The following is a 14238-nucleotide window of genomic DNA, read 5'->3' as shown; positions in this document are numbered from 1 at the left end:
GCCCGGTTCTCCGTGTTAAGTGCGCAACTCACCCAAACCCATCAGTCGTTTTCGAGCCATCCACAGGTTCGACAGGGCGAACAGCGTGGTCAGTTGGGCCGTGTTTTTCATCAGCCCACGAAAGCGTACTTTCACGTAACCAAACTGGCGCTTGATAACCCGAAACGGATGCTCAACCTTGGCGCGTGTCTGCGCTTTGCAGTACTCGATCTTGCGCTTGGCTTTGTACAACAGGCTGCGTTTGTTCAGCTTGGAATACGTGCTGCGCCGAGCCGCGATTTGCCAGATCACGTCACGATTTTCGTGCTCTTCACGCTTCTCGACACCGGTGTAACCTGCGTCCGCATAGACCGCGTTTTCGTCCCCGTGGAGCAGTTCAGCGACTTGGGTGACATCGGCCACATTGGCAGCGGTGCCATGGACGTGATGAACCAGTCCAGACTCAACGTCAGCGCCGATGTGGGCCTTCATACCGAAGAAATACTGGTTACCCTTCTTGGTCTGATGCATCTCGGGATCGCGCTCGCCGTCTTTGTTCTTGGTCGAGCTTGGGGCATGAATAATGGTCGCGTCGACGATGGTGCCCTGGCGCAGTGACAAGCCTTTGTCCTGCAAATAACCGTTGATGACCGCGAGGATCGCAGGAGCCAGTTGATGTTTCTCCAGCAGGTGCCGGAAGTTCATGATCGTGGTGTCTTCCGGTATCGGCGCACTCAACGTCAGGCGTGCAAACTGGCGCATGGGGGTGATTTCGTAGAGCGCTTCTTCCATGGCTGGATCGCTGAGGGAGAACCAGTTCTGCAGCAGGTGAATGCGCAGCATGGTTTCCAGTGGGTAAGGTTTTCGACCGCCACCGGCCTTGGGGTAGAACGGCTCGATCAGGCCGAGCAGACCTGCCCAGGGCACGACCTGATCCATCTCGGCAAGGAAGCGTTCGCGGCGGGTTTGCTTGCGCTTGCCGGCGTACTCGAAGTCGGAAAAGCTCATCTGGCTCATGGGAGGCTCGGATCAGGTGGTCGGGCGATTTTCGCATATCCGGGACTTGTTGGGGGCACCTCAGAAAACGGAAAATAAAGCACGCTAAGGCATAGCTGACCTTGCCAGGCCTGCTTCGCCCTGTAGTGACGCGATCAACGGGCAGGAAACATTCCCCTTTCGTGCATGGCAGGCGCACACGAGTTCAGACAGCACGGTTTCCATGCGCGCCAAGTCGGCCATCTTCTCGCGCACGTCCTTGAGCTTGTGTTCGGCCAGGCTGCTGGCCTCCTCGCAGTGGGTGCCATCGTCGAGCCGCAACAGCTCGGCAATCTCGTCCAGACTGAACCCCAGCCGCTGTGCCGATTTCACGAATTTCACCCGAACCACGTCCGCCTCCCCATAGCGGCGGATGCTGCCGTAAGGCTTGTCCGGTTCCGGCAACAGGCCCTTGCGCTGATAGAAGCGGATTGTCTCCACGTTGACCCCGGCCGCCTTGGCAAAAACGCCAATGGTCAGGTTTTCCAAATTATTTTCCATATCGCTTGACTCCGTACATGAGTACGGAAGTAAGGTTACGCTATCCAATCCAAATTCAAAAGGGCCAACGTATGTCTGAACCACAAAACGGGCGCGGTGCGCTCTTCGCCGGCGGGCTGGCCGCCATTCTTGCATCGACCTGCTGCCTGGGGCCGCTAGTACTGGTCGCCCTGGGCTTCTCCGGTGCTTGGATCGGCAACCTGACGGTGCTGGAACCCTATCGACCGTTGTTCATCGGCGCGGCGCTAGTGGCGCTGTTCTTCGCCTGGAAGCGGATTTACCGGCCCGTGCAGGCATGCAAGCCAGGTGAGGTCTGCGCGATTCCGCAGGTGCGCGCCACCTACAAGCTGATTTTCTGGATCGTGGCCGTGCTGGTCCTGGTCGCGCTTGGATTTCCCTATGTCGTTCCATTTTTCTATTAACCAGGAGTTCATCATGAAGAAACTGTTTGCCTCCCTTGCCCTCGCCGCCGCTGTTGCCCCGGTGTGGGCCGCTACCCAGACCGTCACGCTAGCGGTTCCCGGCATGACTTGCGCCGCCTGCCCGATCACAGTCAAGAAAGCGCTCTCCAAGGTCGAAGGCGTGAGCAAGGTCGATGTGGGCTTCGAGAAGCGCGAGGCCGTCGTCACTTTTGACGACACCAAGGCCAGCGTACAGAAGCTGACCAAGGCCACCGCAGACGCCGGCTATCCGTCCAGCGTCAAGCAGTGAGCCAGCAAGCCAACGACAACAGCGAGAGCCGCTTCATGGGACTGATGACACGCATTGCCGATAAAACCGGCGCGCTCGGCAGCGTCGTTTCCGCGATGGGCTGCGCCGCCTGCTTTCCAGCCCTCGCCAGCTTCGGCGCGGCCATCGGGCTGGGCTTCTTGAGCCAGTACGAGGGACTGTTCATCAGCCGCCTGCTGCCGCTGTTTGCCGCGCTGGCCTTCCTGGCGAACGCGCTGGGTTGGTTCAGTCATCGGCAATGGCTGCGCAGTCTGCTCGGCATGATCGGCCCGGCCATCGTGTTTGCGGCCACGGTCTGGCTGCTCGGCAACTGGTGGACGGCGAACCTGATGTACGTCGGCCTGGCCTTGATGATTGGGGTGTCGATCTGGGACTTCGTGTCGCCGGCGCATCGCCGTTGCGGACCGGACGGCTGCGAACTCCCCGCCAAGCGCTTGTGAAAGACGGCTGACCGTGCGACACGGCGGCCCACACGAATAAGGAACGATGGTATGAGCACTCTCAAAATCACCGGCATGACTTGCGACTCGTGCGCAGTGCATGTCAAGGACGCCCTGGAGAAAGTGCCCGGCGTGCAATCAGCGGATGTCTCCTACGCCAAGGGCAGCGCCAAGCTCGCCATTGAGGTCGGCACGTCACCCGACGCGCTGACGGCCGCTGTAGCTGGACTCGGTTATCGGGCCACGCTGGCCGATGCCCCCTCAGTTTCGACGCCGGGCGGATTGCTCGACAAGATGCGCGATCTGCTGGGCAGAAACGACAAGACGGGTAGCAGCGGCGCATTGCATATCGCCGTCATCGGCAGCGGCGGGGCCGCGATGGCAGCGGCGCTGAAGGCCGTCGAGCAAGGCGCACGTGTCACGCTGATCGAGCGCGGCACCATCGGCGGCACCTGCGTCAATGTCGGTTGTGTGCCGTCCAAGATCATGATCCGCGCCGCCCATATCGCCCATCTGCGCCGGGAAAGCCCGTTCGATGGCGGCATCGCCGCTACCACGCCGACCATCCAGCGCACGGCGCTGCTGGCCCAGCAGCAGGCCCGCGTCGATGAACTGCGCCACGCCAAGTACGAAGGCATCTTGGAGGGCAATCCGGCGATCACTGTGCTGCACGGCTCCGCCCGCTTTAAGGACAATCGCAACCTGATCGTGCAACTCAACGACGGCGGCGAGCGCGTGGTGGCATTCGACCGCTGCCTGATCGCCACCGGCGCGAGCCCGGCCGTGCCGCCGATTCCCGGCCTGAAAGACACTCCGTACTGGACTTCCACTGAAGCGCTGGTCAGCGAGACGATTCCTAAGCGCCTGGCCGTGATTGGCTCATCAGTGGTGGCGCTGGAGCTGGCGCAGGCGTTCGCCCGACTCGGAGCGAAGGTGACGATCCTGGCTCGCAGCACGCTGTTCTTCCGCGAAGACCCAGCTATAGGCGAAGCCGTCACGGCCGCATTCCGCATGGAGGGCATCGAGGTGAGGGAACACACCCAGGCCAGCCAGGTCGCGTATATCAATGGTGAAGGGGACGGCGAATTCGTGCTCACCACGGCGCACGGCGAACTGCGCGCCGACAAGCTGCTGGTCGCCACCGGCCGCGCGCCCAACACACGCAAGCTGGCACTGGATGCGACGGGCGTCACGCTCACCCCGCAAGGCGCTATCGTCATCGACCCCGGCATGCGTACAAGCGTGGAACACATCTACGCCGCAGGCGACTGCACCGACCAGCCGCAGTTCGTCTATGTGGCGGCAGCGGCCGGCACTCGCGCCGCGATCAACATGACCGGCGGTGACGCGGCCCTGAACCTGACCGCGATGCCGGCCGTGGTGTTCACCGACCCGCAAGTGGCGACCGTAGGCTACAGCGAGGCGGAAGCGCACCATGACGGCATCAAAACTGATAGTCGCACGCTAACGCTGGACAACGTGCCGCGCGCGCTCGCCAACTTCGACACGCGCGGCTTCATCAAACTGGTGGTTGAAGAAGGCAGCGGACGACTGATCGGCGTGCAGGCAGTGGCCCCGGAAGCGGGCGAACTGATCCAGACGGCCGCACTGGCGATTCGCAACCGGATGACGGTGCAGGAACTGGCCGACCAGTTGTTCCCCTACCTGACGATGGTCGAAGGGTTGAAGCTCGCGGCGCAGACCTTCAACAAGGATGTGAAGCAGCTTTCCTGCTGCGCCGGGTGAGGACAAGGAGGTGTGCGATGAGCGCCTACACGGTATCGCAACTGGCCCATAACGCTGGGGTGAGCGTACATATCGTGCGCGACTACCTGGTGCGCGGCTTGTTACGGCCGGTGGCCTGCACCACGGGCGGCTACGGCGTGTTCGACGATGCGGCCTTGCAACGGCTGTGCTTCGTGCGCGCGGCCTTCGAGGCGGGTATCGGCCTGGATGCCCTGGCGCGGCTGTGCCGTGCGCTCGACGCAGCGGACGGCGCACAAGCCGCAGCGCAGCTTGCCGTGCTGCGCCAGTTGGTCGAGCGGCGGCGCGCGGCGTTGGCCCATCTGGACGCGCAACTGGCCTCCATGCCAGCCGAGCGGGCGCACGAGGAGGCATTGCCGTGAACGCCCCTGACAAACTGCCGCCCGAGACGCGCCAACCCGTTTCCGGCTACCTGTGGGGTGCGCTGGCCGTGTTGACCTGCCCCTGCCATCTGCCGATTCTCGCCGCCGTGCTGGCCGGGACGACCGCCGGTGCCTTCCTTGGCGAGCATTGGGGTGTTGCCGCGCTCGCGCTGACCGGCTTGTTCGTTCTGGCCGTAACGCGGCTGCTGCGCGCCTTCCGGGGCGGATCATGACGAGTTCGCAGCCCGCCGGATGGACGGCGGCCGAGTTGGCGCAGGCGGCGGCGCGCGGACAGCTTGACCTGCATTACCAGCCGCTGGTCGATCTGCGCGATCACCGGATCGCTGGCGCGGAAGCGTTGATGCGCTGGCGGCATCCGAGGCTTGGCCTGTTGCCGCCCGGCCAGTTCCTGCCGCTGGCCGAGTCGTTCGGCCTGATGCCGGAAATAGGCGCGTGGGTGCTGGGCGAGGCCTGTCGCCAGATGCACAAGTGGCAAGGACCGGCATGGCAACCGTTCCGTCTTGCCGTCAATGTGTCCGCCAGCCAGGTTGGGCCAACGTTCGACGACGAGGTAAAGCGGGTGCTGGCCGATATGGCCCTGCCCGCCGAGCTTCTGGAGATCGAACTGACCGAATCGGTCGCATTCGGCAATCCAGCCCTGTTCGCCAGTTTCGACGCCTTGCGCGCCATCGGCGTGCGCTTCGCCGCCGACGACTTCGGCACCGGCTATTCCTGCCTGCAACATCTGAAATGCTGCCCCATCACCACATTGAAAATCGACCAATCCTTTGTCGCCAGGCTCCCGGATGATGCCCGTGACCAAACTATCGTGCGGGCGGTGATCCAGCTCGCGCACGGGCTGGGCATGGAGGTGGTAGCCGAGGGTGTGGAAACACCCGACTGCCTTGCGTGGTTGCGGCAGGCGGGTTGCGACACGGTGCAGGGTTTCCTGTTCGCCAGGCCGATGCCGGCGGCGGCCTTCGTCGGCTTCGTCAACCAATGGAGGAACACCACCATGAACGCCAATGAACCGAGCACCAGTTGCTGCGTGTGCTGCAAGGAAATCCCGCTCGATGCCGCCTTCACGCCGGAAGGGGCCGAGTACGTGGAGCATTTCTGCGGGCTGGAGTGCTATCAGCGCTTCCAGGCGCGGGCCAGCACTGCGACCGAAACCAGCGTCAAACCGGACGCTTGTGATTCGCCGCCGTCAGGTTGAGGCATACCCTAACCTGATGTCAGATGCCATGTGTAAATTGCGTCAGGATAGGATTGAATTTTGAATTTATTGACATATCTCGTTGAAGGTCATAGAGTCTTCCCTGACATTTTGCAGGGAATTCCATGACTGGACAGCGCATTGGGTATATCAGGGTCAGCACCTTCGACCAGAACCCGGAACGGCAACTGGAAGGCGTCAAGGTTGATCGCGCTTTTAGCGACAAGGCATCCGGCAAGGATGTCAAGCGTCCGCAACTGGAAGCGCTGATAAGCTTCGCCCGCACCGGCGACACCGTGGTGGTGCATAGCATGGATCGCCTGGCGCGCAATCTCGATGATTTGCGCCGGATCGTGCAAACGCTGACACAACGCGGCGTGCATATCGAATTCGTCAAGGAACACCTCAGTTTTACTGGCGAAGACTCTCCGATGGCGAACCTGATGCTCTCGGTGATGGGCGCGTTCGCCGAGTTCGAGCGCGCCCTGATCCGCGAGCGTCAGCGCGAGGGTATTGCGCTCGCCAAGCAACGCGGGGCTTACCGTGGCAGGAAGAAATCCCTGTCGTCTGAGCGTATTGCCGAACTGCGCCAACGTGTCGAGGCTGGCGAGCAAAAGACCAAGCTTGCTCGTGAATTCGGAATCAGTCGCGAAACCCTGTATCAATACTTGAGAACGGATCAGTAAATATGCCACGTCGTTCCATCCTGTCCGCCGCCGAGCGGGAAAGCCTGCTGGCGTTGCCGGACTCCAAGGACGACCTGATCCGACATTACACATTCAACGATACCGACCTCTCGATCATCCGACAGCGGCGCGGGCCAGCCAATCGGCTGGGCTTCGCGGTGCAGCTCTGTTACCTGCGCTTTCCCGGCGTCATCCTGGGCGTCGATGAACTACCGTTCCCGCCCTTGTTGAAGCTGGTCGCCGACCAGCTCAAGGTCGGCGTCGAAAGCTGGAACGAGTACGGCCAGCGGGAGCAGACCCGGCGCGAGCACCTGAGCGAGCTGCAAACCGTGTTCGGTTTCCGGCCCTTCACCATGAGCCATTACCGGCAGGCCGTCCAGATGCTGACCGAGCTGGCGATGCAAACCGACAAAGGCATCGTGCTGGCCAGCGCCTTGATCGGGCACCTGCGGCGGCAGTCGGTCATTCTGCCCGCCCTCAACGCCGTCGAGCGGGCGAGTGCCGAGGCGATCACCCGTGCTAACCGGCGCATCTACGACGCCTTGGCCGAACCACTGGCGGACGCGCATCGCCGCCGCCTCGACGATCTGCTCAAGCGCCGGGACAACGGCAAGACGACCTGGTTGGCTTGGTTGCGCCAGTCTCCGGCCAATCCAAATTCGCGGCATATGCTGGAACACATCGAACGCCTCAAGGCATGGCAGGCACTCGATCTGCCTACCGGCATCGAGCGGCTGGTTCACCAGAACCGCCTGCTCAAGATTGCCCGCGAGGGCGGCCAGATGACACCCGCCGACCTGGCCAAATTCGAGCCGCAACGGCGCTACGCCACTCTCGTGGCGCTGGCCACCGAGGGCATGGCCACCGTCACCGACGAAATCATCGACCTGCACGACCGCATCCTGGGTAAGCTGTTTAACGCTGCCAAGAATAAGCATCAGCAGCAGTTCCAGGCGTCAGGCAAGGCCATCAACGCCAAGGTACGTCTGTACGGGCGCATCGGTCAGGCGCTGATCGACGCCAAGCAATCAGGCCGCGATGCGTTTGCCGCCATCGAGGCCGTCATGTCCTGGGATTCCTTTGCCGAGAGCGTCACCGAGGCGCAGAAGCTCGCGCAACCCGATGACTTCGATTTCCTGCATCGCATCGGCGAGAGCTACGCCACCCTGCGCCGCTATGCACCGGAATTCCTTGCCGTGCTCAAGCTGCGGGCCGCGCCCGCCGCCAAAAACGTGCTTGATGCCATTGAGGTGCTGCGCGGCATGAACACCGACAACGCCCGCAAGCTGCCAGCCGATGCACCGACCGGCTTCATCAAGCCGCGCTGGCAGAAACTGGTGATGACCGACGCCGGCATCGACCGGCGCTACTACGAACTGTGCGCGCTGTCCGAGTTGAAGAACTCCCTGCGCTCGGGCGACATCTGGGTGCAGGGTTCACGCCAGTTCAAGGACTTCGAGGACTACCTGGTACCGCCCGAGAAGTTCACCAGCCTCAAGCAGTCCAGCGAATTGCCGCTGGCCGTGGCCACCGACTGCGAACAATATCTGCATGAGCGGCTGACGCTGCTGGAAGCACAACTTGCCACCGTCAACCGCATGGCGGCAGCCAACGACCTGCCGGATGCCATCATCACCGAGTCGGGCTTGAAGATCACGCCGCTGGATGCGGCGGTGCCCGACACCGCGCAGGCGCTGATAGACCAGACAGCCATGGTCCTGCCGCACGTCAAGATCACCGAACTGCTGCTCGAAGTCGATGAGTGGACGGGCTTCACCCGGCACTTCACGCACTTGAAATCGGGCGATCTGGCCAAGGACAAGAACCTGTTGTTGACCACGATCCTGGCCGACGCGATCAACCTGGGCCTGACCAAGATGGCCGAGTCCTGCCCCGGCACGACCTACGCGAAGCTCGCTTGGCTGCAAGCCTGGCATACCCGCGACGAAACGTACTCGACAGCGTTGGCTGAACTGGTCAACGCTCAGTTTCGGCATCCCTTTGCCGGGCACTGGGGCGATGGCACCACATCATCATCGGACGGACAGAATTTCCGAACCGCTAGCAAGGCAAAGAGCACGGGGCACATCAACCCAAAATATGGCAGCAGCCCAGGACGGACTTTCTACACCCACATCTCCGACCAATACGCGCCATTCCACACCAAGGTGGTCAATGTCGGCCTGCGCGACTCAACCTACGTGCTCGACGGCCTGCTGTACCACGAATCCGACCTGCGGATCGAGGAGCACTACACCGACACGGCGGGCTTCACCGATCACGTCTTCGCCCTGATGCACCTCTTGGGCTTCCGCTTCGCGCCGCGCATCCGCGACCTGGGCGACACCAAGCTCTACATCCCGAAGGGCGATGCCGCCTATGACGCGCTCAAGCCGATGATCGGCGGCACGCTCAACATCAAGCACGTCCGCGCCCATTGGGACGAAATCCTGCGGCTGGCCACCTCGATCAAGCAGGGCACGGTGACGGCCTCGCTGATGCTCAGGAAACTCGGCAGCTACCCGCGCCAGAACGGCTTGGCCGTCGCGCTGCGCGAGTTGGGCCGCATCGAGCGCACGCTGTTCATCCTCGACTGGCTGCAAAGCGTCGAGCTACGCCGCCGCGTGCATGCCGGGCTGAACAAGGGCGAGGCGCGCAATGCGCTGGCCCGTGCCGTGTTCTTCAACCGCCTTGGTGAAATCCGTGACCGCAGTTTCGAGCAGCAGCGCTACCGGGCCAGCGGCCTCAACCTGGTGACGGCGGCCATCGTGCTGTGGAACACGGTCTACCTGGAGCGTGCGGCGCATGCGTTGCGCGGCAATGGTCATGCCGTCGATGACTCGCTATTGCAGTACCTGTCGCCACTCGGCTGGGAGCACATCAACCTGACCGGTGATTACCTATGGCGCAGCAGCGCCAAGATCGGCGCGGGGAAGTTCAGGCCGCTACGGCCTCTGCAACCGGCTTAGCGTGCTTTATTTTCCGTTTTCTGAGACGACCCCCAATTCAATGACCGTGTTGCACTCAGCTCCTGCAACCGCCCACTCATTTATATCTGATCCTCATCCTTGGGCTGTGAAATGCGACCTCCCTGCCATTGCCCCCTGTACAGCTCAACGTCCCCGGAAACTGTGTGAAATATTGCATGGGCGAAGCGGGCGCCAATTTCGATCTCAAACGGGTCGTGATGATGATTGGTCAACGCGAACGTCATCGCTCCAATGTAACCCGGAGGCAGAACACTGGAAGCAAACGACACGCCGCTTCTAAACAACGTGCTTCGTGGAAAAAACTGTGCTGCCAAGTACTCAGGCAGGTCAAACTCTTCCATAGTGGTGGCAAGGTACGTTTTGCCAGGCTTTAGCATCACGCAGCCGTCCGCTCCAGCCCCCAAGGGCTTGCTCGATGGCGTGCGTCTTGTCGTAATTTTCAGACTTCCGCCACCTTCAGTCAGGCACGAAACACTTTTGAGCCGCAAATCGAAGCCAACTCCTTCTGGCAAAATAAGCTCACGATCGGAAAGATTTCGGATTACTTTGCCATCTCGCACCAATTCCATAAGAGATTTCGGTGAGTAAATCATTCGGAGGGCCTCGAAAAAGGGCTAGCTTTCGACCTTTGCAGTATCAAGAACGCAAGCTGGTAGCAGGCAGAGGCACGATGCTCAGCCACAAAGGTCCCATTTTGCGTTTGCTTCTATGGCACTAGCAAGGACAAAACCGGGCTGACAGCTAACGAAATGGTGCGGCCCGACGTGTCGTTCGCTGAACTCACAGCCAAAGGCCATCGACTCCCGCCCGATTTTCGCCGACAGTATTATGGCGTAATGCTCCACTGCGAGGCCGTGTGACGAGTAAATGGATGTCCGGTTTCATTAGACCACTACAAACTGAATGAATCGCCCCGGTTTCGTAGGCATCCCAACCTGCTTTAATAGGTCGATTTCTGCCGGTCAAGGCGCAACCTGTGCGTTGGTTAGATCGGATGCAAACAACTGGTCAAGCCGAATGCAAAAGGGTGCTCTAGTCCATGCGATGACGGGGTTATGGACAATGTCCATGCATTAATCGTTTAAGCCATGGACAACCATGGTTCGGTTTCACATCCGGAATCATGGCTTATCTCCAAGTGTCCATGCCCCGCATGAAGCGGGTAATGCTCCCGCTGGCTGCGGAAAAACCTTCCAGGCAGCTGAATATGCTAGAGAGGCTGCGAGTGCAGTCCGACAGGGACAGCGAATCTTGATTCTGACTCATACCCACGCCGCTTGTAGCGTGTTTACGGCCAGAACCAAAGGAGCAGGCCCCCGGGTGCAAATTGGCACCATTGACTCGCTCATTGTCCAAATCGCGACGGCTTATCACCACGTACTCGATCTACCATTGGATGTTTCTGCCTGGGCGTTCGCTCAGGGTGCTTCTGGCTTTGATCAGCTTGCTCATAAGGTCTCTACGTTATTAGGTCGCTCTTCTGCGATATGCGGTGCGCTGGCAAGTCGCTATCCCATTGTTATCTGCGATGAGCACCAAGACGCTAGCGAGGGACAGCATGGCGTCATCATGGCTATCGGTAGCGCCGGATCGCGGTTGCTAGTGTTTGCAGATCCGATGCAAGCTATCTACGGTTCTGACGCGGAAACGGCGGCCCGGTGGGCGCATCTCCAGGAAGCAAGCAGCGCGGTAGAACTTCTAGACTATCCACATCGATGGGATCGAGGGTCTCGCACGTTGGGCGAGTGGATTCTGGGGGCGCGTGAGACGTTACGACAGGGAAACGCTATCGATTTGCGAGGGAGGCTTCCGCAAGGCCTTTCAATAATCTACGCAGATAACCAAGCCCAGCGGCATGGGCAATACCAGGTCTCCACAGACGAAGGACGGCAGATCAAAAGCGTATTGCGAAGGGATGGTGGTCTTCTCATCCTTTCCGCTCACAACACGACAATTCGCGGCCTGAATGCTATGTGGTGGCGCACCATTCCTATTTGGGAAGGCTTTACCAGATCGGCGTTATCACTGCTCGCGATTCGTTGCCGTCAGCAGGTCGGAGACGCTCATGCGTTGGCCGAAACCTTTTGCGATTTCGTTGGAGAGGTTGGTATCGGCTTCACGCTGTCTGGCTTTGGAAATCGGTTGAAGCAGGAAGTCCAAACAGGATGCGAGGCTAAATGCCGTGGAAAGCCAGCGTTAATCCAACGACTCGCACGTTGTATTCTGGAAGCGCCTGACCATAGGGGGGTCGGAACAGCTCTAACCTTGTTACATGGATTTATCAAGGATGAAGAGGCCTTCAGCGGCGTGAAGATAGATCTTCGACGTGAGTTTTATGAGGCACTCCAGCTGGGAAGTTTCGATGACCCGGAGCAAGGCTTCACCCAGCTAAGTAGCCGTAGAGCTCAAATGCAACCGTCCATACCGCCCCGCGCTATCAGTACCATCCACAAGGCAAAAGGTCTTGAATGCGCCAATGTGTTGCTGATGCCCTGTGATAGACATCACTTCTCTGCGGCAGAGAAAAATCGCTGCCTTCTTTACGTCGGATTGAGTCGGGCCAGTAGCTCGTTGACGCTAGTCCTGTCGCCTACCACGCCGAGTCCGTGGTTTACGACATGAAGGTAAAACGCGCCCCATCCGAAATGGGCTGTACATGCTGAGAATGTACAGCCAACGTTCTGAACAAACCAAAGGCAGAGTAGGGGTGCGGGAAGGTGCTGGGCTTAAGTGCACTTTCTGTTCCGTTACTCCCCAGACCCCTAGGTGAATACTCGTTTGTAAAGGAATTCGAGGTTCCGGGGCTGCCCGAACCTCTCTTAGTAGGTCACAGGATTTATGGCTGACTGGAAGAACATAGGCGTGCCCAGGTGGTTTGATTGCAAACTCGGGACGATGAAAGACGGGGATCTGGCTAAATTGGTCGGGATCCCCAAAAGTAAGATTCGGTATCGCCGTCAGTTGTTCGGGATTGATGCGTGGCAGGCGAAGATGGCCATTGAGCCCTACAGGCATCTACTGGGCATAGAATCGACCCGCACGGTAGCGCGGCTTTGCGGGGTTTCGGCCCACAGTATTGATCAATATCGAAAGTCTCTAGGCGTAAAGGCCAGACCAGGACCAACCCCAAGCCCACTCCCAAAGCCAAAGCGTTTTCCGGTCGATCACCCATTGCGTCCCTACAAGCCTCTACTTGGCTTTGTGCACGACAAGGAGGTGGCAGATCTGGCAGGCGTATCACAAACCACAGTGAGAAATTGGCGCGAAGCGTTGGGCCGTTCAGCCGCCAAGCCATTACCCAAAGAGCCCAAACCGCGCCGGATAAAAAACTATGTTGGCCCGTGGCTCGGTTACGAATCTCTATTCGGATCAATGTCAGCGGCAAAGATCAGTCGTGCCGTAGGTGTGCCCTTTGCTGTAGTAGAGCAGCGGCAGATATTTTTAGGGGTCACACCCTATCAGCGCGTGTCAAAACTAGTCCGGTACCAACATTTAATCGGACTCATCCCGATTGGCTTGTTAGCAAAACTCGCCGGCGTTTCCATCAGTTGTGCAAGCGAATTCCGAAACAAGGTAATCGCCGAGAACCGCTAAAATCGCCTCCGGCGGCCAGGGGTGACCCCTGGACGGCATACTCAAACCAAGGGCGCTGCCCTTGTAATCCCGATGGGGTCGCCCATGGCTCAGGTGCGCGGGGTGGTGAAGCTACCCCACACACCCTCACCGAGACTGGGGGTCACTGCGCACCGTCAAGCAGAATACGCCTGCGGCGGTCCTGCGGACGCGGAACCCACCTTCGGCGGGGCCCCCGCCATTCCACTTGACCGCGCTTCGTTCAAACCGCATGACCGGCAATCACCCTTGTGGCAGGCAGAAAAAAGGGGGCAAAGCCCCCTTTCTACCTATCGACCCCGGATCAGACTCGACCCACTCCGCCAAACCCTTTGGGCTGATGGGACGGCACCTTCTGTTCATGCTGCAGCTGACGGTCTTTGACAATGCCCACACCGGCGAATGGGTAACGAATGGACAAGTCTTTGCCAGGGTGAACAAGGCCGGACTTTGCACTGCTTAGCGCGGAGCGCTCATGCGCAACGTGCGTAACGCGATCACCATGGACGATCTGCTGTATGACTTGGTTCTCTTTGAACCCTACGACCTTGCCTTCGTAGGTTTTGCCAGCTTCTGCACGCTCGTACGCAGGCATGTCCATAGGCTTGGACTTCACCAGTTCGGTATCTGCAGGCTTGCCCGCTGCAGCAGCGGCAAGCTCTTTCTTGCTCAGTTCTAGCGCATCCTTGAATGACGCCTTGAACTCAGCTGCACCAGGTGCGTTATCAAATGGCAAATCCTTGTACGGCTTGCCTTCATGCACCCCAGTGCCCGCGTACATCTTTGGACGATCACCAGGTTCCTGCACCAACATGGGGTTATGCCGAGATAAGGCAAAAATTAGGACATTCGTTCTGCAAGATATTGAACTAAAAGGAAATTTATTGAGTTCTTGATTGCTGGTCATCCCCGGCCTGACTAGCC

The 14238-nt window shown here is 59.8% G+C and carries 15 protein-coding genes; 11 read left to right on the top strand and 4 right to left on the bottom strand.

Features of this window, described 5'->3' with window-relative positions; all coding sequences use genetic code 11:
• Positions 1-15: 15 nt before the first annotated feature.
• Entirely contained in the window at positions 16-996 is a 981-nt protein-coding gene (locus KVQ82_RS30775) for an IS5 family transposase (protein ID WP_096144393.1), read from the bottom strand.
• A gap of 84 nt (positions 997-1080) precedes the next feature.
• Positions 1081-1515, bottom strand: a complete 435-nt coding sequence (merR, locus tag KVQ82_RS30770; RefSeq protein WP_005303925.1) for an Hg(II)-responsive transcriptional regulator — start codon at positions 1513-1515, stop codon at positions 1081-1083.
• A 71-nt stretch (positions 1516-1586) separates the two neighbouring features.
• Here merR and KVQ82_RS30765 point away from each other — a divergent pair, with 71 nt between their 5' ends.
• The 9 genes from KVQ82_RS30765 (at position 1587) to KVQ82_RS30725 (ending at position 9681) form a co-directional block, all read left to right on the top strand.
• Positions 1587-1937 (top strand): mercuric transport protein MerT, encoded by a 351-nt coding sequence (locus KVQ82_RS30765; protein WP_001294663.1) that lies wholly within the window; start codon positions 1587-1589, stop codon positions 1935-1937.
• A 13-nt stretch (positions 1938-1950) separates the two neighbouring features.
• Positions 1951-2226, top strand: coding sequence for a mercury resistance system periplasmic binding protein MerP (gene merP, locus KVQ82_RS30760; protein WP_000732292.1), 276 nt, complete (start codon positions 1951-1953; stop codon positions 2224-2226).
• A 35-nt stretch (positions 2227-2261) separates the two neighbouring features.
• Entirely contained in the window at positions 2262-2684 is a 423-nt protein-coding gene (gene merC / locus KVQ82_RS30755; protein WP_001340589.1) for an organomercurial transporter MerC, read from the top strand.
• A 51-nt stretch (positions 2685-2735) separates the two neighbouring features.
• On the top strand, positions 2736-4430 hold the full coding sequence (gene merA, locus KVQ82_RS30750; RefSeq protein WP_000105636.1) for a mercury(II) reductase: 1695 nt from the start codon (positions 2736-2738) through the stop codon (positions 4428-4430).
• Positions 4431-4447: 17 nt separating this feature from the next.
• Positions 4448-4810 (top strand): mercury resistance co-regulator MerD, encoded by a 363-nt coding sequence (gene merD, locus KVQ82_RS30745; RefSeq protein ID WP_001277456.1) that lies wholly within the window; start codon positions 4448-4450, stop codon positions 4808-4810.
• Positions 4807-5043: a broad-spectrum mercury transporter MerE gene (gene merE / locus KVQ82_RS30740; protein ID WP_000993386.1), complete on the top strand. Its 237-nt coding sequence runs from the start codon at positions 4807-4809 to the stop codon at positions 5041-5043. The genes merD and merE overlap by 4 nt, the downstream gene beginning before the upstream one ends.
• The gene (locus KVQ82_RS30735) at positions 5040-6026 is read left to right on the top strand and encodes a DUF3330 domain-containing protein (RefSeq protein ID WP_016240397.1); all 987 of its coding nucleotides are present in this window, start codon (positions 5040-5042) and stop codon (positions 6024-6026) included. The genes merE and KVQ82_RS30735 overlap by 4 nt, the downstream gene beginning before the upstream one ends.
• 125 nt (positions 6027-6151) lie before the next feature.
• Positions 6152-6712, top strand: coding sequence for a recombinase family protein (locus KVQ82_RS30730; RefSeq protein WP_000147567.1), 561 nt, complete (start codon positions 6152-6154; stop codon positions 6710-6712).
• A 2-nt stretch (positions 6713-6714) separates the two neighbouring features.
• Entirely contained in the window at positions 6715-9681 is a 2967-nt protein-coding gene (locus KVQ82_RS30725) for a Tn3-like element TnAs3 family transposase (RefSeq protein WP_222019476.1), read from the top strand.
• 80 nt (positions 9682-9761) lie between these two features.
• Here KVQ82_RS30725 and KVQ82_RS30720 read toward each other — a convergent pair whose 3' ends face one another.
• Positions 9762-10271 (bottom strand): deoxycytidine deaminase, encoded by a 510-nt coding sequence (locus tag KVQ82_RS30720; RefSeq protein ID WP_260688135.1) that lies wholly within the window; start codon positions 10269-10271, stop codon positions 9762-9764.
• Between the two features lie 529 nt (positions 10272-10800).
• On the opposite strand from KVQ82_RS30720, the gene KVQ82_RS30715 reads away from it, so the two are divergent.
• Both KVQ82_RS30715 and KVQ82_RS30710 read left to right on the top strand, forming a co-directional pair.
• Complete coding sequence (locus KVQ82_RS30715; RefSeq protein WP_222019474.1) at positions 10801-12324, top strand: UvrD-helicase domain-containing protein; 1524 nt, start codon at positions 10801-10803, stop codon at positions 12322-12324.
• 216 nt (positions 12325-12540) lie between these two features.
• The gene (locus KVQ82_RS30710) at positions 12541-13296 is read left to right on the top strand and encodes a hypothetical protein (protein ID WP_254170384.1); all 756 of its coding nucleotides are present in this window, start codon (positions 12541-12543) and stop codon (positions 13294-13296) included.
• A gap of 322 nt (positions 13297-13618) precedes the next feature.
• Here KVQ82_RS30710 and KVQ82_RS30705 read toward each other — a convergent pair whose 3' ends face one another.
• Complete coding sequence (locus tag KVQ82_RS30705) at positions 13619-14221, bottom strand: hypothetical protein (RefSeq protein ID WP_222019473.1); 603 nt, start codon at positions 14219-14221, stop codon at positions 13619-13621.
• Positions 14222-14238: the final 17 nt, after the last annotated feature.

It is taken from the genome of Pseudomonas sp. AO-1 (assembly GCF_019775695.1).
GTDB lineage: Bacteria > Pseudomonadota > Gammaproteobacteria > Pseudomonadales > Pseudomonadaceae > Aquipseudomonas > Aquipseudomonas parakoreensis.
Note: the sequence above shows the minus strand (reverse complement) of the source record. Positions and strands in the feature narration are given on the sequence as shown.

Excerpts from the sequence above, each read along its gene's own strand:
- KVQ82_RS30775 (WP_096144393.1), bottom strand. The coding sequence starts at position 996 with ATGAGCCAGATGAGCTTTTCCGACTTCGAGTACGCCGGCAAGCGCAAG.
- merR (WP_005303925.1), bottom strand. The coding sequence starts at position 1,515 with ATGGAAAATAATTTGGAAAACCTGACCATTGGCGTTTTTGCCAAGGCG.
- KVQ82_RS30765 (WP_001294663.1), top strand. The coding sequence starts at position 1,587 with ATGTCTGAACCACAAAACGGGCGCGGTGCGCTCTTCGCCGGCGGGCTG.
- merP (WP_000732292.1), top strand. The coding sequence starts at position 1,951 with ATGAAGAAACTGTTTGCCTCCCTTGCCCTCGCCGCCGCTGTTGCCCCG.
- merC (WP_001340589.1), top strand. The coding sequence starts at position 2,262 with ATGGGACTGATGACACGCATTGCCGATAAAACCGGCGCGCTCGGCAGC.
- merA (WP_000105636.1), top strand. The coding sequence starts at position 2,736 with ATGAGCACTCTCAAAATCACCGGCATGACTTGCGACTCGTGCGCAGTG.
- merD (WP_001277456.1), top strand. The coding sequence starts at position 4,448 with ATGAGCGCCTACACGGTATCGCAACTGGCCCATAACGCTGGGGTGAGC.
- KVQ82_RS30735 (WP_016240397.1), top strand. The coding sequence starts at position 5,040 with ATGACGAGTTCGCAGCCCGCCGGATGGACGGCGGCCGAGTTGGCGCAG.
- KVQ82_RS30730 (WP_000147567.1), top strand. The coding sequence starts at position 6,152 with ATGACTGGACAGCGCATTGGGTATATCAGGGTCAGCACCTTCGACCAG.
- KVQ82_RS30725 (WP_222019476.1), top strand. The coding sequence starts at position 6,715 with ATGCCACGTCGTTCCATCCTGTCCGCCGCCGAGCGGGAAAGCCTGCTG.
- KVQ82_RS30720 (WP_260688135.1), bottom strand. The coding sequence starts at position 10,271 with ATGGAATTGGTGCGAGATGGCAAAGTAATCCGAAATCTTTCCGATCGT.
- KVQ82_RS30715 (WP_222019474.1), top strand. The coding sequence starts at position 10,801 with ATGGTTCGGTTTCACATCCGGAATCATGGCTTATCTCCAAGTGTCCAT.
- KVQ82_RS30710 (WP_254170384.1), top strand. The coding sequence starts at position 12,541 with ATGGCTGACTGGAAGAACATAGGCGTGCCCAGGTGGTTTGATTGCAAA.
- KVQ82_RS30705 (WP_222019473.1), bottom strand. The coding sequence starts at position 14,221 with ATGACCAGCAATCAAGAACTCAATAAATTTCCTTTTAGTTCAATATCT.